We start from the raw sequence: 18,110 nt of genomic DNA, 5'->3' as shown, positions 1-18,110 counted from the left end.
ATTCACCAACCGGCTACGAATCGGGGTCCAGGGGGCTGGCTCCCTGGCTTTGTCCAGGGCAGGGCCCTGGCGGGGTTCGGGGCGAAGCCCTGACAAAGGCTTTTATATCCAGGCTTTTTTTTGGTGGAGTTCGGGGCGAAGCCCTGACAAAGGCTTTCATATCCAGAACGGACAAGAGACCATGACCCAGGCGCTGGCCAAAACGACACAGGATGGTTGGGTTGCGGAGGAGGGCGGACAGACTTTGCCCGGGGAGTCTCCGGAGCTTTACGCAACCTGGAGGAAGATTTATCCGGTCTACCAGGAGGGTTTTTTCCGTCGCTTGAAGTGGCGTGTCTTATGGATTTTGGTTGGGATCTATTATGCCATTCCTGTTCTGCGTTGGGATCGTGGTGACCTGCTGCCCAACCAGGCGGTCCTCTTTGACCTGCCCAACCGCAAATTTTACATTTTTGACCTGGTCATCTGGCCCCAGGATATTTTTCTGCTGGCGTTTCTCCTGGTCATGATGGCCATGGGTCTGTTTTTCATGACGACGCTTGCCGGGCGTGTTTTTTGCGGATACATGTGTTTTCAGACGGTATGGACCGACCTTTTTCTCTATGTGGAGAAGTGGATCGAGGGTTCTCCGGTCCGGCGGCGGCGTTTGGACCAGGCCCCCTGGAGCCTGGCCAAATTGTCCCGCAAATTGACCAAGCACCTGCTGTGGCTGTTGATCAGCGTGAGCACGGGTGGTGTGTTTGTTTTTTACTTTGCCGATGCTCCTGTCCTGTTGCGGCAGTTTGTTTCCGGCACTGCGCCCATGCCAGCCTGGTATGTTCTGGCCTTTTTGACTGGTACGACCTATTTGTTTGCCGGTTTTGCCCGGGAGCAGGTTTGCATCTACATGTGTCCTTACGCCCGTTTTCAGGGGGTGATGTTTGACCGGGAGACCCTGATCGTTGCCTATGACGAAGATCGTGGCGAGCCCCGGCTGGCCAATTTACGCCAGCGCAGACAGCAGGAGCGTCCGGGGGATTGCATCGATTGCCGGGCTTGTGTTCGGGTGTGCCCGACCGGCATCGATATCCGGGCTGGGCAGCAGTACCAGTGCATCACTTGTGCGGCCTGCATCGATGCCTGCGATGAGGTGATGGATCGCCTGCACAAACCCCATGGCTTGATCCGCTACACCTCGCTGCAATCCCTGCAAGGTCAGAAAAGCCGCATTCTGCGTTTTCGGGTGGTTGTCTATGGCGCGGTGCTGCTGGCCATGGTCTTTGGCATCACCTGGCATTTGACCCAGCGTAATCCTTCCCAGATCAACGTCATACGCCAACGTTTGCCGGTTTATGTCGCGCTTTCGGATGGGAGCATCCAGAATAATTTTACTGTTCGGGTGTTGAACATCACCAACCGTACCCGGCAATATGCCTTGTCCGTGGTCGGTTTGCCCGGGGCGCGGCTCTCCGTGGCCACCAGCGCCTCTCGCGACGCCCATGGCAATCCCCTGGTCACAGTGCCGGCGGGTGCGGCGGAACCATTTTTGGTTTATCTCGTTCAACCTCGGGAGCGGTTGTCACCTGGTCGGGCCCCGATCGAGTTTATCCTCACGGCCACGGATGACAGTGGCAACGGGGATCGCCATGCTTCCCTTTTCGTTCGTCCGGAGTGACCCGCATGTCCGAGCGCTTTTCCCAAACCGCCCAGCCCCTTTGGCGCCGTTGGGGGCCTTGGCGTCTCTCTCTTTTCCTGTTTGCGCTTGTTGTCATCCTTGCCAATGTCGCCCTGGTCTACTATGCCAGCGCCTCCTGGACGGGTGTCGTGACTCAGAACCCTTACGAAAAGGGTTTGGCCTACAACAAGGTGTTGGCGGAGCAGCAGTTGCAGGACTCTTTGGGTTGGCAAGGGACGTTGCAGACCGGCACACCCAGGGTGGGCGCTCCCGAGCCCATGGTGTTCACGCTGACGCAACGTGACGGCACCCCTTTGCAGGGGGCTGCGGTGACCTTGCAAACATTTCGTCCTGTTGCCGCAGGTCACGACCAACACGTCGTTCTCTCCGAAATTGCTCCCGGCCAGTACACCGCCAGGATTTCGTTCCCCTTGCCGGGTGTATGGGAAGTCAAAATCAGCGCCATCGCCCATCAGGCTGCATTCCGTCACGCCCAGCGCATCCATGTAGGTGCCTCATGAACTTCGACACCCTGTTCGTTCTCTCCAAGACTTTTGCCCTGGTTTGGTTTTTCCTTGCCTTCATCGCCATTGTGATCTGGGTCTATTGGCCATCTCGCAAGAAGGGGTATGACGAGGCTGCCACTCGTATTCTTCACGACGACGATGCGGGGCAGGTCACTCCCCGCAACCTGCCCGTGGACGGGAAGGGTTGAAGAGGATTTTTCCTGGGTAAACGTAACCGTTCAGTACTCCTTCAAGAAAAGCCTGGACAGGAAAGCCTTTGTCAGGGCTTTGCCCCGAACCCCATCAGGACTCCGTCCTGGACCTGCCAGGGAGCCAGCCCTCTGGACCCCGATTCGTTGGCGGGTGGTGAATAGTTGCGGGTTGAAGAGGATTTTTCCTGGGTAAACTGTTTTTGCAGGGATGCTGAACGGTTGCCGCACAGGGGCGAAGTGGCGGGTTTTGTCATGCCGTCCAGCTTTCGGGGTCGGTGATGCTCGCCATGGGCACCACGTGCAAATGGCCGTGGCGCACGCCGGCTTCGGCGGTCATGGCCTGGGCGTGGGCCTGGATCCGTTCCACGCTGCCGCGCAGAATGACGGTTTCCAGACAACGTTCATGGTCCAGGTGGATGTGCAGCGTGGCCCGGGTCAGGTCGTGTTCACTGTGTTGCATATGGGTCAGACGGCGCGCCAGTTCCCGTTTGTGGTGGTCGTAGATGTAGGTGATCACTCCCACGCCTTCGGCGGCGCCCCCCTCGGCCAATTGGACGGTCGCCAGCTCCTTGCGCAACAAATCCCGCACCGCCTCCGACCGGTTGCGATAACCGCGCAGGCGGATCCATGCATCAAACTGACGCGCCAACTCCTCCTCCAGGGAGATGGTGAATCTTTCCATGCCGTTGCTCATCGTCTTTTCCTTTCAGCCTTGAGTTGTCATCACGCGCATCCTGGAATGAATGGGTCAATTTGATCATGCCCTGCCTGCCTGGGAAGGGGTGGTTGACACATCCTGACCTGGCTCCGTAGAATGACTCGTTAAGAAGAAAAAAAAATCTTTCATAAATCGTTCAATCGATGTTTGCGTGTAACTATTCATCACCCGCCAACGAATCGGGGTCCAGGGGGCTGGCTCCCTGGCAGGTCCAGGACGGAGTCCTGGTGGGGTTCGGGGCGAAGCCCTGACAAAGGCTTTCATGTCCAGGCTGTTTTTGAAAGGGTACTGAATAGTTACGTTTGCGTAGGGGTTTGACCGATGCACATGTCCGATGCCCTGATATCCGCCGAGGTTGGCGTGGGATGCTGGCTGATCAGCGGGGCGGCCATTGCCATGGTCTCCCGCAAACTGCAAGCGTTGCCATCCACGGCGGCCACGCCCATGCTGGGTGTGATGGGGGCTTTTGTTTTTGCAGCCCAAATGGTCAACTTCGCCATTCCCGGGACAGGATCCAGTGGTCACCTGGCGGGTGGAGTGCTTCTTGCTGTTTTGTTGGGATCCCACGCAGCCTTTCTTGCCATGGCTGCTGTTTTGGTGGTGCAGGCCCTCTTTTTTGCCGATGGAGGCCTGCTGGCCCTGGGGGCGAACATCATCAACATGGGGGTGATGCCTTGTCTACTGGTCTATCCCCTGGTCTTTCGGCCCCTTGCCGGAGGTGCTCGCGTCACGGGTTGGCGCTGGCGGCTGGCGGTATTTTGCTCTGCCCTGTTGGCTTTGCAACTGGGCGCTCTGGGGGTGGTGGTGGAGAGCCGTCTGTCCGATCTTGCCGAACTGCCCTGGCTGGCCTTTCTGCTGGCGATGTTGCCCATCCATTTGGCCATAGGTGTGGTGGAGGGGTTCGTGAGCGTGGCCGTGCTGCTGTTTTTGTACCAACTTGACCCGGAAAGGCGGGAAGGCGCATGGTACGCGCCAACCCGGACCACCACCCGGTCCCGGGTGCTCGTGGCCATGGGTGGGGTGGCGCTGGTGACTGGTGTGCTCCTGCCCTGGTACGCCTCGTCCCAACCGGACGGATTGGAGTGGTCCGTGGCTCGGGTGATCGGGAGAGCGGAACCCGACGGGTCTGGCGGTGCGCTCCACCGGGTTTTGTCACGACTCCAGAAGCACACCGCTCCCATGCCGGATTATGAGTTCGGAAGGGGAGATGGGCAAGAGGGAGAGGCTGGATCGGGCCTGCGGGCGTTCAGAGGGGAAAAATCGCTTGCCGGTTTGGTGGGAGGCGCCTTGACCCTGATCGTGTTGTGGGGCGTTGGTTGGGGATTGCGGCGTCGTTCTCCGGTCACACCTCCCGCGTCATCTCCGTGACGTGGCGGGTCGCAGGGAGAGGAGATCGATGAGCGGTGGTGACCATTCTCTCCTGGCCATCGCATCCTTGGATCGGATGGCCAGGATCGACTCGCCGGTGCATCACCTGGATCCCCGCGCCAAGGGGTTGGTGACGGCCCTTTTTTTGTTGTGTGTCGTCTCGTTCGACAAGTATGCCGTCAGCGGATTGTTGCCATTTTTCCTTTTTCCGGTGGTTCTCTCAGTCCGTGCCGGCATTCCTGTGCGCTGGTTGTTGCGGCGCCTGCTGGTTTTGGCGCCGTTTCCGCTTCTGGTCGGATTGTGCAATCCCCTATTGGACACCCACCTGATCTTTTTGGGCGACGATTTTGCGCTGCGTGGCGGGTGGTTTTCACTGGCCTCCATTTTGTTGCGTTTTTTGCTGGCCGTAAGCGCATTGTTGGTGTTGATGGCCACCACCACCGTGCCGGAACTGGGACGGGCAGCGGAACAACTCGGTGCGCCGCGCCTGTTTATTGCCCAGATTCTGTTGCTGTACCGCTCCCTGTTTCTCCTCACCGACGAGGCCATGCGCATGCTGCGCGCCAAAAATCTGCGTTCCTGTGGCAGAGAGGGGCATGGTTGGCGCGTGCATGGCCGGTTGGTGGGGAGTCTGCTGCTGCGCACCCTGCAACGGGGAGAGCGCATGCAACGAGCGATGCTGTGCCGGGGGTTTCATGGCACGCTCCCCACCCTGCGCACGGCGCACTGGCGGGCGGGGGAGTGGTCCTTTCTGCTCGGGTGGTCGTTGTTGTTCGGTGCGTGCCGTTTTTTGGCGCCGGTGCAGCAGGTGGGCGACTGGATGATGGGTAGCGGCATATGACCCCATTTCATCTGGAAGTGCGCAACCTGCACCATCTCTATCCGGACGGGACCAAAGCCCTGGATGGCGTCTCTTTCGGCGTTGGGCAGGGAGAGAGTGTGGCTGTTGTGGGGGGGAATGGCGCCGGCAAATCCACCCTGCTTCTTTTGCTGGGCGGTGTCATCCAACCTGCGGAAGGTTCTCTTTTGTTGCGGGGGGAGGTCATGGCCCGCCTGGATCAGGGGCAGATGCGGCGTGCTGTTGGACTGGTTTTTCAACACCCCGACGACCAGTTGTTCATGCCGACCGTGGAGGAGGATGTGGCCTTTGGACCGCTCAATCTGGGGATGACAGTGACCCAGTGCCGCCAGGTGGTGCAAAACGCCCTGACAGCCGTTGACGCATGGCATTTGCGGCAGCGTCCGTCGCATCGACTTTCCAGCGGCGAAAAACGCCGGGTGGCTCTCGCGACGATACTGGCCATGGAACCGGACATACTTCTTCTTGACGAACCCTACTCGGGCCTTGACCCCCAGGGACGCCATCATTTGGCTGCTTTGTTGCGGAGCCTGCCCCAGACCCGCATTGTCGTGGGGCACGATTTGGCGTGGTTGCAAACCTTTTGTGGGCGGACGATTCACCTGGCCGAAGGGCGTATCGTGGCGGATGACGCCACAGGCCGGACGCAGCCATGGACCTGTCCGGCGTGTGGGAAATAAAACCGCCCCTTGGGCCTTTTTTGCAAACAGCGCAAAAAAGGCCTGGGAGAGGGGGGGCGACCAAAAACAAAACGGGGCGCTGCCCCGAACCCCGCAAGGGCGCTGCCCTTGACCCGCCAGGGAGCCAGCCCTCTGGACCCCGATTCCAAAAAGCGATCATGGCCTCGGGTGGGTCCATGTCAAATGCGATTGCCCTGGGCAGGGCCTTGGCGCCTGTTGACATCCAACGATCCAACCTGTCAATCTGCCTCCAAATATCAACAGACCCAGGACATCACGATCATGCTACGTCAATCCATTATGCGCTTTGCTTGCAGTATGATTCTGATGCTGGTTGCCGGTTGTGCGACCGTGCCCATCACGGGGCGCAGTCAACTCTCCCTCATCTCAAACAGCGAACTCTTCAGCCTCAGCTTCAAAGAGCACAAAAAATTCCTGAAGGAGAACGAACCTCTGCACGATACCTCCGAAGCTCTCATGGTGAAGCAGGTGGGACAACGGATTCAGCAGGCCGTGGAAGGTTACATGGAACAACAGGGTATGAGCGAACAATTATCCGGCTACGTCTGGAGTTTCGATCTGGTGGAAGATGAGGATACAAATGCCTTCTGTCTGCCTGGAGGTAAGGTGGTCTTTCTGACAGGTATCCTGGAGTATACCGAGGACGAAGACGGGGTGGCCGTGGTGATGGGACACGAAATCGCTCACGCCATCGCCAACCATGGCGGTGAACGCATGAGTCAGAGGATGCTGGTCGGCGTGGGCGCCGAATTGCTCCAGGCTGCAACCGAAGATGACAGCGAGACCGGAGCTCTCCTGGGTGTGGCCTATGGCTTGGGAACCCAGTTGGGCGTCATGCTCCCTTTCAGTCGTCTGCACGAATCCGAGGCCGATCGCCTGGGACTGACCTTCATGGCCATGGCCGGTTATGACCCTTCCAAGGCCGTTGATTTCTGGCAGCGTATGCGTGACAAAAAAGAAGGTGAAGGAGAATCCGGTCTTGTGGAATTTCTCAGCACCCACCCTGCCGATGAGACGCGCATCGCCAATATTCGCCAATGGTTGCCGGAGGTGATGCCGATCTACCATGCCCAGTGATGGGGATATCCCGGAATCATGTGGTGGTGGGGCAAGAGGAGGAACGCAGCCCTTCTTCCTGATCTCCGTTTCAGTCATGCAATCGCTTTCAGGAGCGGGAGGAGCTCCCACCATGATTGGTGATCAACTGGATTCATCCGGCAGGTGTGGTTCGTTGTTGGATGCGTTGCGTGCTTTGGGAAGCGCCCTGGTTGCTTTTTCCGGCGGCGTGGACAGCGCTTTTCTTGTGGCCGCCGTCAAGGAGTCCGGCATTCCCTATCTGGCGGTGACGGCGCTCTCCCCCACCATGCCTGCCCACGATCTGGAAGATGTCAAAAACATGGTTCAGGACATGGGCATCCCCCATCGCTTCGTCGAGAGTGATACCATGGACGATGCGGATTTTGTCAAGAACACCAAGGATCGTTGTTTTTTTTGTAAAAGCAGCCTGTTTAAAGACCTGACCACCCTGGCCCAACGCGAAGGTTTTGCGGTCGTTCTTGACGGAAGCACCACCGACGACCTGAATGATTATCGTCCGGGCATGCGGGCGAAACATCAATTCGAGGTGATCAGTCCCCTTCTGGATGCTGGTTTGAGCAAGGAGGATGTGCGTCGGCTTTCGCGGGAGAGGGGTCTCAAAACCTGGAACAAACCAGCCTCTCCCTGCCTCTCATCCCGGATTTCTTATGGCGAACCCATTGTGATCGAATCTCTGCGTCTGGTGGAAAGCGCCGAAAACAAACTGAGGCGCATGGGGTTTGGGACATTGCGTGTCCGCAAGCAGGGAGAGACGGCCCGCATCGAGTTGACGGATGCAGAGATTCCCCGGCTGCTGGATGCGGCGCTGCGCAAAAGGGTTGCCGATGAACTGAGACAAACCGGTTTCAAATATGTTGTGCTTGATCTTGAAGGGTTCCAAAGTGGTAAACTCAATCGGGTCATCTCTGTTCAGGCATCCCGGTCTTGAATCGTTGTAACTCTTTCGATCTTTTCTTGAAAGAGTGCTGGATCGTTACCACACCCCATTCGAGTTCCATGCCGTATGTCACCAGAACGTTTAAAATCGCTCCTCACCTCCCTGGCGGAAGGTCGCAGCACGGTTGAGGATACCATGGGCAAGTTGGCGCGGTTCCCCGTCGATCTCCTGACCCAGGAGGAGGGCATCGTGGCGCGTTTGGATACCCATCGCGGGTTGCGTCACGGATTTCCCGAAGTGATTTTTGCTCAGGGGAAGCAATGGCCGCACCTGCTGGTCATTGTGGAACGAGCGTTGGAACACGGCAGTGATCTTTTGATCACCCGCTTGAGCCGACAACAGATGGGGCGGCTGCGGCAGAAGTTTCCTGTTCTGGAGCACGCCATGGGGACAAACTGTCTGTACCGTAGGCAGGGATCTGTCGCCGAGACAGGTCTGGTCGGTGTATTTTGCGCCGGAACCAGCGATATCGCGGTTGCCGAAGAGGCTGCCTTGGTGGCGCGTCTCATGGGAGGGCGGGTGGAGACCTGCCACGACGTGGGCGTGGCCGGTTTGCATCGTCTGTTGGCCGCCGGCGAGCTGTTGCGCACGGCCCGGGTGTTTGTCGTCGTGGCGGGTATGGAGGGGGCCTTGCCCTCGGTGGTGGGAGGATTGGTCGACAAGCCGGTGATTGCCGTTCCCACCTCCGTTGGTTATGGTGCGTCGTTGCACGGCCTTTCGGCTTTGTTGGGCATGCTGAACAGTTGCGCGGCCAATGTGACAGTGGTCAATATCGACAATGGCTTCGGTGCGGGGTATGTGGCGGGACTGATCAACCGTAGAGGCGCTTGAAGGAGTGGGGTTGCCACTCTTTCCGGTTGCCATTCGTCACGACGCAGCACCCTTCCTCAGCACCCTTGGCGGGCAATCTCCAGATAGGCCTGTGCGGCTTGCCGGATTTTGGCAACGTGACAATATTCGTCAACCTTGTGCGCCATGCCGGGTTCGCCGGGGCCGAGAATGATGGTGGGAGGGGATCCCAGGGCGGGGGTCAAAACCGAAGCATCGGTGACAAACGGGGCGGCGCCGGGTTCAGGCTGGACCCCCTGCAACGCCGCCATGATGGCAAACACCTTGCCTACCCAGGGGTGGTGCGGATCGGTGATCACGCCGGGGGTGTCGGTCACAGCGCGTAAGATGACCTCCGCTCCCAAATACTCCTGGATGGATGCCAACAGGTCATCATGGCTCATTCCGGGCACCGTGCGCATGTCGATGCCCACCAGGGCATGATCCGGAACGATGTTGATACGCTGGCCACCCACAATCGTGCCGACATTCAAGGTCGGTCTGCCCAGCAAAGGGTGCGCGGGAGATGAAAACCGATACTGCTCCAGCGCCACGACAGCCCGGGCCGCCTTGCATATGGCGTTGACGCCCAGATCGGGCATGGAGCCGTGCGCTGCCACCCCCCAAACTTCCAGCTCCAGCCAAAGAGCCCCTTTGTGCCCCAGCCAGGGGGCGTTGGCCGTCGGCTCGCCCACCACAATGGCGCCGACATTCTCCAGATGCTCGTTGCCCTGTGCCGCAAAATCGGTCATCAGATGCCGAGCCCCGGTGCAACCAACCTCCTCATCAGCCGTCAGGATCAACAGCAAATCCCCGGTGTCATGGGACTCCCGGGCAAACCGCATGGCAGCCCAGATCATGGCCGCCACGCCTCCCTTCATGTCGGCGCTGCCGCGTCCATAAAGCCGGTCCCCAACCACCTCTCCGGCAAACGGATCCCGACTCCAGGGAATGTTGCCCAGCGGGACTGTGTCCAGGTGTCCGGTAAAACACAATGCAGGTTTGTCGCTGTGGCGGGGAAGACGGGCCACCAGGGTGGCCCGTCGCGGTCCAATGCCATGCAGGTCGGTCCGAAAGCCGGCTGATGAGAGCAGTTGAGCAATATATTCGGCGCATGGACGTTCGTCGCCGGGGGGGTTGAACGTCTGGAAAGCCAGCAGAGTTTGTGTCAAATTGACTGGGTCAAACATGGATCGAAACATGCCCCCGCAACGATAAGGAGTCTCTCCGAGCTTTTTTTTTGCAAGGGCGCCGGATGGTCACACGTCCGGGACTATTGTTCCAGGCGCTGGGCCTTGACGATGGTGATGGGTTGCAGCGGCACATTCTGGTGTCCGGCCCGGTTGCCGGTGGGTACACCGACAATTTGATCGACAACCTCCATACCTTTTACCACACGCCCGAACACGGCATAGCCGAAATCCCGGCCACCGTGATCCAGGAAGACATTATCGGCCACATTGATGAAAAACTGGGAGGTGGCACTGTCCACCACCTGGGTTCGCGCCATGGCCAGGGTGCCTCGGGTGTTTTTCAGGCCGTTGTTGGCTTCATTCTTGATGGGTGCGTGTGTCCTTTTCTCTTTCATGTCCGGCAACATGCCCCCACACTGGACCATGAACCCGGGAATCACCCGATGAAAGATGGTGCCATCGAAAAAGCCCTCTTCCACGTAGGCCAAAAAATTTTTTACAGAGAGGGGCGCCTTGGCGGCGTCCAGTTCCACGGTGATGTCACCCATGGATGTTGTCAATACCACCATCACTTTGTCTCCTTTGTTGCTGTTGATCGATTCTGCCGCCTTCAGGTCACACGCCGAAAAGGTCCATGCCACCATCAAAAGCGCCAACCATGCACCAAAAAACCACGCCGGATATCGATTTTTCAATGTTGCCTCCTTGGATTGTCCAGAACCAGTTGTACCACACCGGGCCTCACTGGCCACACTCTGGTTTGCCTTGATTGTCCCCCTGTCCGTTCTTTTCATCGTCTGTGTGGGGGGCGGGAGAAAATGGAGCTTCCGCGTGAGCTGACGCGGGTGGCGGCGTGATGGCATCCGGCAGTGGAACCGGAGACGCAGCACCCACGGGCGCCTGCTCCACGTCGCTTGCCTCTGGCGGCGCGGGGGGCAAAGGCCCCGTTTCGCCTTGCGGTTGGACGGCATCCCCGGGTGACGGATCGTCAGGCTCCTGCTCCAGCCAGAGGGAGTCCATGGCGCCCCCCTCGGCGACATCCCTGCCCCGATACTCCCAGAGGATGCGTTCCACCTCGTTGAGGATGCGTTCGCCGGTGATGATCATCTGTTTGGCTTGACTGCGCACAAAGCTTTTATCGAGTCGATACTCGGACACGTTGCGCTGATCACGCAGGCTGCGCAGCGCCTGCCCCAGGCGGCGCACGGCAAAGTCCGCCTGATCCACACCCGGAACCTTGGCCGTCTGCATGGCCCGGATCAGGCGCTTGTGGTGCCCCTCCTGTTCCCGTACCTGAGGCGCCAGCAATCCCAAAGCCACACTGAGTTGGAGAGATGCGTGAAAAGCGGCAAAATAGGCCCGGTTGCCTGCGTCGCGCAAATCCACCTCCAGGTGGCTTCCGGCAAGGCGCTGGGCCAGGCGCAACAGATCCTTGCTGGTGATGCTCAAAAGGGTTCCTCCCGGGAGAGATAGCCCACCACGACGTGCCGGAAAGCCCGTTCCGGCAACGATGACCGGGCCAACCGTTCGGAAAGCAGCCAGTCCAGTTCCGCCACCTCGCGGGAAGGTTGTCGCAAGACAAAACGCAGCGTGATCCAGTGGTCGGTCTCCTCCTGGCGCAGGCTGTAGTGGGCCACGGCCCCCAATACGCGGCGTTCGCGAAGGATGGCGGCAGCCTGCAACTGCAAGGACTCCACATCCAGATCGGAGACACGCTTTTCCCGCAGAAATCGGGCACAGGCATGCACCTCCTCAGCCCCGGGAATCGGGGAGATGACGCCCAGTTTGTCCCGATTTTCCAGCCAGTGGGCGGCCTCCTGAAAACGCCCGGCATAGATGCAGGCAAAAGTGGCTTCAACCAGAAGATCCGCATGCCGGGGCTGATCCTTGCAGGCCTCCCGCGCTTCCAGGACCGCTTCGGAGAAACAGCCAAACCCTTGCAGCGCCACCATGTGGTTGGTCCGGATATAGGCCTCGTGAGGTTCCGCTTCCCGGGCGGCCTCAAAATGGTAACGCATCTCCTCTTCATCACCCCGGATGGTGGCAATGATGCCCAGCACGCTGTGGGCGCGTCCCGGATAGCGGTCCAGGAAACTCTCCGCCACACGCCGATCCCGCTGCAACACCATCTCGCTGTAGCGTCCGCCAATCGGCATTTCGCGCAAGCGGGCGATGATGGCAACCAACTCTTTGATGTTGGCAGTCGGGATGGCATTCATGGCTTGGTCAATACCGCAATTTTGTCTATCCTGAACGCCCTGGGGGCATCCGTCCGACTCCGCTGCGGGGTCGAACAAAAATCCCCCACACAATACCGGCACATGGGCTCGTTACATATAAGTCAAAATTCGTTGCACAGCCTACCAGGATCGTTCCCTTTTGGAAATGCATGACGACAATCTCTTCCGCAGGGCGATCACTCAGCACCCTGCCACGAAAAACTGCCTGATGAATCGAGGTTCAGAGGGGTGGCCCCTCATCACGGAAACACCTTCCTGGCCCATCGGCCATGGCGCCGGAGCACATATTGCCGGCTCCATGCACGAATTCCTCTTCCCATTTGAACAAAATTGCTGGAATATCAGTCTCCTTAAAACGATACTTCCTGGAATGGACACGGTTTGAATGGGCTCTGCCGCCGGGGAAACAGGACTTTGCCGCAACTGACTGGAACGGGATCCATGGAACCGGTCGACGACATCACCATTGAAAGATTTTTGGATCAGTACGAGGAGCGGCGCACCATCTATGCGGATTTTATGAACCGCCAGATGACCCTCCTGCAAGAATTTTTGCAGGAAAACGGCCCCAAGACCTACGATATCATCGGGCGGGTCAAGGAGCGGGAGTCCCTGCGGCGCAAACTCCTCGCCGGGGAGACCAAAATCACCAAGCTGGAAGACATCACGGATTTGGTAGGCATCCGCATCGTCACCTACTTCGAGGAGGAAGTGGAACAGGTGGCCGAGGTGATCCGCAAGGAGTTCAAGATCAACGAATCCTATATCGTCGATCGCGGTGAGTTGTTGGACCCGGAACGGTTCGGTTATCGCTCCCGCTATTATATCGTCGGCCTTCTGGATGACCGGTTGCGCCTGATCGAATACAAGCGGTTCAAAGGGTTTCAAGCCGAGATTCAGGTCCGTTCCCTCCTGCAACAGGCCTGGGCCGAATGGGAACGAGAGCTGGGTTACGCCAGCCGGGATCTTTTTCCCAAGGAGCGACGGCGGCACTTCTCCCGCGTGGCGGCGCTTCTGGAGCTGGCCGACTCTGAACTCAATGGCATCAAACAATTCATCCGGCCCTACCAGCTGGCGCAGCGCACCGACACCCGCAAGGATCGCCTGACCCCGAACGATTCCTTCGACCACCTCTCCCTGACGGACTTCATCCAGGAAAACATCCTGGTCCGGGATCTGGACAGCAGCATGGCCACCATCTTCCGCACCGATACCACCTTCAATGAAGCGTTTATCCTGCAACTGGCCGAAAACCTGGGGCAACTGGGTGTCCGGCACCTCACGGCCCTGGAGAACGAGCTGCGCTCCCATCGCAAGGCATTGTTGGGCATCGGCAAACAAATGCGCGACCGCTACGCCGACCGCGAGTACGGCTCCCTGTGGCGAGGCATCTCCATCCTCATCATGTGTTATGCCCTGGCCGCCACCTCTGAAAAAGCCGATCAGCTCCTGACCCATTTGGACAAAACCTCCTTCGGTATGCAACTGGAAAAAGGCATCTTCAATGACGATATCGAACGTTGGTAGAACGACAACACTGTTCCTTGGCCTGGGCCTGTTTTTTGCCGCGCCCGTCCAGGCGGACCTTTACACCTGCAAGAACAAATCATCTGGCGAAACGACCTGGCGCAACAGCCCCTGCTCAGGCCATGAAACCCTGCTGAGCAAGGAGATCCAGACCAAACCCCCATCCGAACGTCCTCCCGCTGCCCCCTCTTCTGCCACAAGTCAGGCACCCACCAGCAGAATGGATGCAAAAACGGCAGGTTCCGGACAAAATGATAAACAGATCAAAGATATTGGCCAGCAGGTCGCCACCACGATCATCAACGACCCCCAACTCATGCAAAAACTCATGGCCCTCCAGAACACGTCAACCTTCCGCAGCATTCTGGATGACCCCGATCTCCTTGCCAAAATCCAATCCGGCCAGGGTCTGGAAGATCTGGCCCAGGATCCACGCATCCAAAAGTTGATGCAGCACCCCATGGTCCAGGAGTTGAAAAGCCGGACTGCGGGACCGAAATAGTTTCGGACAGGGCAGCCTTCAGCGCATGGCTGCAAGGGCGACTCTGAAGCTTCGGGGATCGGCGAATCGAAAGAGGTAGGGATCATGAAGGTTGTGTTTGTTGAATTTTTAAATGTATTTAATGACCAACACGGAATTTACTCGCTGTCTGCGACGCTCAAGGAAAACGGCATTGACGTTGATTATATAAAACGAATGAATCCTGGAAGATCCCTCTCCCGGATCATCAAGAATCCTCCTGATGTTATTTTATACTCCTCCTTCACCTCTTCCATACAAAGTATTATGGATTTTGATAAAAAAGTCAAAGAGATTTTGCCAGACATCAAATCGGTTGTTGGTGGACATGGCGTGACATTTGAACCCACAGCGGTTTCAGGTTCGACGATTGATGCTGTCTGTATCGGCGAAGGAGAACTGGTCCTTCCTGAATTTCTTTTGAACGGATTTCAACCAATTTATAATATTTTTCTGAACGGCATGGAACCGTCGACACAATATGCTCCTTTGGTCAATCCCGACGAGTTGCCGTTCCCTGACCGGGATATCATCTACAACAAGGACTCCCTCCTCCGAGATCTGCCATCTAAACAATTTTTTTCCGGGCGAGGGTGTCCCTATCGATGCACCTACTGCTTTAACCATCAATTCAACGATATGTTCAAGGAAAACGGTCCGATTATAAGAAAAAAGAGTGTTGATTATCTGCTTGAAGAGATTCGAATTATAAAAGGAAAATATCCATTAATAAATGTCCACTTTAACGATGATACGTTCATTATTAACAAGAAATGGTTCTTCGAATTTTGTGAAAGGTTCCCAAAACTGGGTCTGACCTATTCATGCAATGTCAGGGCGAATCTTGTCAATGAGGAAATTGCCGAAGCCTTGCGGGCCAGCAATTGTCTCAACGTAACCTGGAGCATCGAATCCGGAAACGACCACCACTTGCAAAAAACCTTGAAAAGAGCCATGACGAAAAAGCACATTCTGAACGCATCCGCATACCTGCACAAGCATGAGATACCGTTCCGCACAGCCAATCTGATCGGACTGCCAGGAGAGACATTTGATGAAATGCAGGAGACTGTCGAAATCAACATCAAAGCCAAACCTTCGCTTGCCCTTGCCAATATTTTTATTCCTTATCCTGGGGTCGAACTAACTCGGTACAGTATCGAAAAAGGTTTTTTCAATAAAGAAAATAAATTGCCGAGGAATTATTTTACAAGAAGCCCTCTCAACTTCACCAAGGACGAGCAAAAGGTAATCATTAAAACATTCCATCTCTTTCCCGTATTTGTAAAGTTTCCTTTCTTATTCTATCGAAAAATCTATTTCAATCTGTTGTACGCTTTGCCAAAAATAATATTGTATCTGGTTTATGAATTTTTCTATACGCTTGGCTTTGCGAGGTGGTATGCCATAAAAACATCGTTACGTCTGAAGATTAGAATGGCTATTCGGTATGCTCTCTATTATTGATTGAATGTTGTATTTTTTCAATCACCTCGCATGGATCGATTTCTCCGGCCCGGGTGGTCCGGCGTATCAGGTTTTACATTCCCCTGTTGGCACAAAAGCAATACGGAGCTCCCCATGGATCCCGTTTCGTCAGGCATTGACTTGTAGTCGGGGGTGTTGGACAGTCACAGGAGACGTTACCATCACCTCCGCTCCTTGCCCGAACCTTCCGGCTGTTTGTGGTCAGGTGCCGGATGGGTGGGAATCAACTCCTGGTCGTCATCGTAAAGGATGCGCTGGGCCGCTCCCTCCAAATCTTCAAACTGGCCGTTTCTCAATGCCCAGATCATCATGGCCAGGCCAACCACGCCCAACAACAGGGCCAGGGGCAACAGCAGGAACAAAATGTCCATGGCGGAAAAATCCTCGTTAAAAAAGATGCCTGTTTTACGCATGCAAACCTGGCTGTGGGTCATTCTGCTCCTGGCGGTCGTGGTCGTTTTTGTTCCCACCTTTACCGTGGAGTATGGCCTGCACAGCGACCACCTCAATCTTGTCGACAAATCCCAGGTCACTCCCCTCGATGACGGTGTGACCTGGTCCTTGCGGGGAGATCAGCTCCTGTCGACCAAAGATCTGCGCCGTTGCTGCGACTATTTCGTGGAATCGGCGTGGCTCCGGTCCATTGGGCGCGGTCTCAACGCCTGGATTGACAACGTTTATTTTCTCCTGTTCAAGCATATTCACGATTTCTCTTTGGGGCGTCTGGCAAACGCTTTGCTGCTGGGACTCTCCACCGCCATGTTTTACCGGCACATGGTGCAAAGGATGCTGGTGCCGGTTCCCATGGCGGCGGCCCTCTCCATGGGAATATTTTTGTTGCCCCCCGCTTTGCTTTACGTGACGTGGCTATCCCAATTCATTCCTGGCATCCTTCCCGTCTTTCTTTCTGTTCTCTTTTATTCATGGCTTGATAAAATAAACCGCTATGATATGTATATTTTAAACAAAAGGTTTTTATTTTTTGGACTGTTCTCTATTGTTTTCTATATTGTATTATGTTTTATTTACCCTCCCAATGCCATATTTATCATCGTGTATCCACTTGTTCGCCTTCTGAACGTGCGCCGGATTGGGTGGGATACGGCACATTTTCCCATTATTCGTGATTTGACTGTTCTCGGTATTGTCTCTGCTCTGTTTTTTGTTCTGGTCAAACACGTCGTCAAACCGATGCATGGTTTTTTGTTTTCACCGCACGTTTTTTTCGTCTCGGACAATTCGAGCCAGAGGTACGCCTATCTTTTGTCGACAGATCCCTTTGATATCTTGGAAAAATTATTTAAATCCATGGCGTTTGGCGCCCATCTCTGGTTCCCGTCACAGGGGGTGGCGCCGGTTTGTATCCTTCTTCTCATGGCGGGTGTTTTTGCGCACTATCATACAAGCAAAAACACGCTGCACCGCCATCTTGAACTTTATCGGATTTTTTTGATAGGGTTGACGATCCTTCTGGCAGCCGCCCCTGTGATCGGTGGCCGGAACGCCGTGATCGTCGGTTATCGGAACAGCTTTACCATTATGGCCATGATAGCCATCCTCACCCTTTGGACCGTGGGATATTTGGGCAAGACCACGCTTGCCATGCTGCATGCGGGCCGGCCAACCTGGTTGTTTCAGCGCTCCCCTGGCGCCGGCAGATGGTTGTCTGGATGGGCTGGACGACCCCTCGCACTGTCGTCAATCGGCAGCGGAGTTTTTATCGTCATCCTGACCTGGGTGGCGCATGGGTATGTCGCCGACACCGCCTATTATTTTGGTCACATCGAACAGCCTTACCTGGAGCGCCTGTTACCCGGAAAAACCGACCCCGGCGTGCAAACCGTCACCTTGGAACGCCGGGTTCCCCACACCAGGGTGGAACCAACGGAGCGGCTTTGTTTCTACGACCATGCCCGTCGTCTGCGGTGCCTGTTGCAAGATGAATTTTCGACGCTGAACTCCCTGGTCAATCACGACCTTCACCTGGCTGTCATGACGGGTAACCTTTTACGCAAACGCGACTTTGGCAGGGCCATGACCCTGAAAATGGCTGACGTGGATCACTTTGGCACAAACCAGCCTGGTGACACCCATTGGCGGGTACCCCTGCCCACCCTGACACGCATTCCCGATGGCGTGTTGCTGACCCTGCCATCGTTATTTTTTTGGTAACTATTCACTACCCTTGCAAGAAAAGTTTGGACATGAAAGCCTTTGTCAGGGCTTCGCCCCGCACCCCACCAGGACTCTGTCCTGGACCT

The 18,110-nt window shown here is 56.4% G+C and carries 20 protein-coding genes; 13 read left to right on the top strand and 7 right to left on the bottom strand.

Features of this window, described 5'->3' with window-relative positions:
* The first annotated feature begins 181 nt into the window (after positions 1–181).
* The 3 genes from ccoG to HQL63_09535 are packed head-to-tail and all read left to right on the top strand — an operon-like array spanning position 182 to position 2,369.
* A complete protein-coding gene (gene ccoG / locus HQL63_09545; protein ID MBF0177075.1) occupies positions 182–1,654 on the top strand; it encodes a cytochrome c oxidase accessory protein CcoG in 1,473 nt (490 codons plus the stop codon).
* Between the two features lie 5 nt (positions 1,655–1,659).
* Entirely contained in the window at positions 1,660–2,175 is a 516-nt protein-coding gene (locus HQL63_09540) for a FixH family protein (protein MBF0177074.1), read from the top strand.
* Positions 2,172–2,369 (top strand): cbb3-type cytochrome c oxidase subunit 3, encoded by a 198-nt coding sequence (locus tag HQL63_09535; protein ID MBF0177073.1) that lies wholly within the window; start codon positions 2,172–2,174, stop codon positions 2,367–2,369. Before HQL63_09540 ends, HQL63_09535 begins: the two co-directional genes overlap by 4 nt.
* 71 nt (positions 2,370–2,440) lie before the next feature.
* Here the strand turns inward: HQL63_09535 and HQL63_09530 are convergent, their stop codons facing one another.
* Both HQL63_09530 and nikR read right to left on the bottom strand, forming a co-directional pair.
* Entirely contained in the window at positions 2,441–2,626 is a 186-nt protein-coding gene (locus HQL63_09530; GenBank protein MBF0177072.1) for a hypothetical protein, read from the bottom strand.
* Positions 2,623–3,054 (bottom strand): nickel-responsive transcriptional regulator NikR, encoded by a 432-nt coding sequence (gene nikR / locus HQL63_09525; GenBank protein MBF0177071.1) that lies wholly within the window; start codon positions 3,052–3,054, stop codon positions 2,623–2,625. Before nikR ends, HQL63_09530 begins: the two co-directional genes overlap by 4 nt.
* Before the next feature lie 357 nt (positions 3,055–3,411).
* On the opposite strand from nikR, the gene HQL63_09520 reads away from it, so the two are divergent.
* From HQL63_09520 to larB, 6 genes are all read left to right on the top strand, one after another.
* The gene (locus HQL63_09520) at positions 3,412–4,458 is read left to right on the top strand and encodes an energy-coupling factor ABC transporter permease (protein ID MBF0177070.1); all 1,047 of its coding nucleotides are present in this window, start codon (positions 3,412–3,414) and stop codon (positions 4,456–4,458) included.
* Between the two features lie 28 nt (positions 4,459–4,486).
* Positions 4,487–5,299, top strand: a complete 813-nt coding sequence (gene cbiQ / locus HQL63_09515; GenBank protein ID MBF0177069.1) for a cobalt ECF transporter T component CbiQ — start codon at positions 4,487–4,489, stop codon at positions 5,297–5,299.
* Positions 5,296–5,997: an ABC transporter ATP-binding protein gene (locus tag HQL63_09510; GenBank protein MBF0177068.1), complete on the top strand. Its 702-nt coding sequence runs from the start codon at positions 5,296–5,298 to the stop codon at positions 5,995–5,997. Before cbiQ ends, HQL63_09510 begins: the two co-directional genes overlap by 4 nt.
* Positions 5,998–6,279: 282 nt before the next feature.
* Positions 6,280–7,095 (top strand): M48 family metallopeptidase, encoded by an 816-nt coding sequence (locus tag HQL63_09505; protein ID MBF0177067.1) that lies wholly within the window; start codon positions 6,280–6,282, stop codon positions 7,093–7,095.
* Positions 7,096–7,207: 112 nt separating this feature from the next.
* Positions 7,208–8,044, top strand: coding sequence for an ATP-dependent sacrificial sulfur transferase LarE (larE, locus tag HQL63_09500; protein ID MBF0177066.1), 837 nt, complete (start codon positions 7,208–7,210; stop codon positions 8,042–8,044).
* A gap of 75 nt (positions 8,045–8,119) precedes the next feature.
* Positions 8,120–8,884, top strand: coding sequence for a nickel pincer cofactor biosynthesis protein LarB (gene larB, locus HQL63_09495; protein MBF0177065.1), 765 nt, complete (start codon positions 8,120–8,122; stop codon positions 8,882–8,884).
* Positions 8,885–8,940: 56 nt separating this feature from the next.
* Here larB and HQL63_09490 read toward each other — a convergent pair whose 3' ends face one another.
* From HQL63_09490 to HQL63_09475, 4 genes are all read right to left on the bottom strand, one after another.
* Positions 8,941–10,071: a M20 family metallopeptidase gene (locus tag HQL63_09490; GenBank protein ID MBF0177064.1), complete on the bottom strand. Its 1,131-nt coding sequence runs from the start codon at positions 10,069–10,071 to the stop codon at positions 8,941–8,943.
* An 83-nt stretch (positions 10,072–10,154) separates the two neighbouring features.
* Positions 10,155–10,718, bottom strand: coding sequence for a peptidylprolyl isomerase (locus HQL63_09485; GenBank protein ID MBF0177063.1), 564 nt, complete (start codon positions 10,716–10,718; stop codon positions 10,155–10,157).
* Positions 10,719–10,815: 97 nt separating this feature from the next.
* A complete protein-coding gene (locus HQL63_09480) occupies positions 10,816–11,523 on the bottom strand; it encodes a hypothetical protein (protein MBF0177062.1) in 708 nt (235 codons plus the stop codon).
* Positions 11,520–12,395, bottom strand: a complete 876-nt coding sequence (locus HQL63_09475; protein MBF0177061.1) for a hypothetical protein — start codon at positions 12,393–12,395, stop codon at positions 11,520–11,522. Before HQL63_09475 ends, HQL63_09480 begins: the two co-directional genes overlap by 4 nt.
* A gap of 360 nt (positions 12,396–12,755) precedes the next feature.
* Here HQL63_09475 and HQL63_09470 point away from each other — a divergent pair, with 360 nt between their 5' ends.
* The 3 genes from HQL63_09470 (at position 12,756) to HQL63_09460 (ending at position 15,828) form a co-directional block, all read left to right on the top strand.
* Positions 12,756–13,841 carry a RelA/SpoT domain-containing protein gene (locus HQL63_09470; protein ID MBF0177060.1) on the top strand — a complete coding sequence of 362 codons (1,086 nt, stop codon included), beginning with the start codon at positions 12,756–12,758 and terminating at the stop codon, positions 13,839–13,841.
* Positions 13,819–14,343 carry a hypothetical protein gene (locus HQL63_09465; protein ID MBF0177059.1) on the top strand — a complete coding sequence of 175 codons (525 nt, stop codon included), beginning with the start codon at positions 13,819–13,821 and terminating at the stop codon, positions 14,341–14,343. The genes HQL63_09470 and HQL63_09465 overlap by 23 nt, the downstream gene beginning before the upstream one ends.
* An 84-nt stretch (positions 14,344–14,427) precedes the next feature.
* On the top strand, positions 14,428–15,828 hold the full coding sequence (locus tag HQL63_09460) for a radical SAM protein (GenBank protein ID MBF0177058.1): 1,401 nt from the start codon (positions 14,428–14,430) through the stop codon (positions 15,826–15,828).
* A 182-nt stretch (positions 15,829–16,010) separates the two neighbouring features.
* Here the strand turns inward: HQL63_09460 and ccoS are convergent, their stop codons facing one another.
* Positions 16,011–16,220 carry a cbb3-type cytochrome oxidase assembly protein CcoS gene (gene ccoS, locus HQL63_09455; GenBank protein MBF0177057.1) on the bottom strand — a complete coding sequence of 70 codons (210 nt, stop codon included), beginning with the start codon at positions 16,218–16,220 and terminating at the stop codon, positions 16,011–16,013.
* Here ccoS and HQL63_09450 point away from each other — a divergent pair.
* Positions 16,219–18,021: a hypothetical protein gene (locus HQL63_09450; GenBank protein MBF0177056.1), complete on the top strand. Its 1,803-nt coding sequence runs from the start codon at positions 16,219–16,221 to the stop codon at positions 18,019–18,021. The genes ccoS and HQL63_09450 overlap by 2 nt on opposite strands.
* Positions 18,022–18,110 lie beyond the last annotated feature (89 nt).

It is taken from the genome of Magnetococcales bacterium (assembly GCA_015231175.1).
Classification (GTDB): Bacteria; Pseudomonadota; Magnetococcia; order Magnetococcales; family DC0425bin3; genus HA3dbin3.
This window is presented reverse-complemented; position numbering and strand designations above follow the sequence as displayed.

Coding starts and splice junctions, on each gene's coding strand:
- ccoG (MBF0177075.1), top strand. CDS start 182: ATGACCCAGGCGCTGGCCAAAACGACACAGGATGGTTGGGTTGCGGAG.
- HQL63_09540 (MBF0177074.1), top strand. CDS start 1,660: ATGTCCGAGCGCTTTTCCCAAACCGCCCAGCCCCTTTGGCGCCGTTGG.
- HQL63_09535 (MBF0177073.1), top strand. CDS start 2,172: ATGAACTTCGACACCCTGTTCGTTCTCTCCAAGACTTTTGCCCTGGTT.
- HQL63_09530 (MBF0177072.1), bottom strand. CDS start 2,626: ATGACAAAACCCGCCACTTCGCCCCTGTGCGGCAACCGTTCAGCATCC.
- nikR (MBF0177071.1), bottom strand. CDS start 3,054: ATGGAAAGATTCACCATCTCCCTGGAGGAGGAGTTGGCGCGTCAGTTT.
- HQL63_09520 (MBF0177070.1), top strand. CDS start 3,412: ATGCACATGTCCGATGCCCTGATATCCGCCGAGGTTGGCGTGGGATGC.
- cbiQ (MBF0177069.1), top strand. CDS start 4,487: ATGAGCGGTGGTGACCATTCTCTCCTGGCCATCGCATCCTTGGATCGG.
- HQL63_09510 (MBF0177068.1), top strand. CDS start 5,296: ATGACCCCATTTCATCTGGAAGTGCGCAACCTGCACCATCTCTATCCG.
- HQL63_09505 (MBF0177067.1), top strand. CDS start 6,280: ATGCTACGTCAATCCATTATGCGCTTTGCTTGCAGTATGATTCTGATG.
- larE (MBF0177066.1), top strand. CDS start 7,208: ATGATTGGTGATCAACTGGATTCATCCGGCAGGTGTGGTTCGTTGTTG.
- larB (MBF0177065.1), top strand. CDS start 8,120: ATGTCACCAGAACGTTTAAAATCGCTCCTCACCTCCCTGGCGGAAGGT.
- HQL63_09490 (MBF0177064.1), bottom strand. CDS start 10,071: ATGTTTGACCCAGTCAATTTGACACAAACTCTGCTGGCTTTCCAGACG.
- HQL63_09485 (MBF0177063.1), bottom strand. CDS start 10,718: ATGGTGGCATGGACCTTTTCGGCGTGTGACCTGAAGGCGGCAGAATCG.
- HQL63_09470 (MBF0177060.1), top strand. CDS start 12,756: ATGGAACCGGTCGACGACATCACCATTGAAAGATTTTTGGATCAGTAC.
- HQL63_09465 (MBF0177059.1), top strand. CDS start 13,819: ATGACGATATCGAACGTTGGTAGAACGACAACACTGTTCCTTGGCCTG.
- HQL63_09460 (MBF0177058.1), top strand. CDS start 14,428: ATGAAGGTTGTGTTTGTTGAATTTTTAAATGTATTTAATGACCAACAC.
- HQL63_09450 (MBF0177056.1), top strand. CDS start 16,219: ATGGCGGAAAAATCCTCGTTAAAAAAGATGCCTGTTTTACGCATGCAA.
- ccoS (MBF0177057.1), bottom strand. CDS start 16,220: ATGGACATTTTGTTCCTGCTGTTGCCCCTGGCCCTGTTGTTGGGCGTG.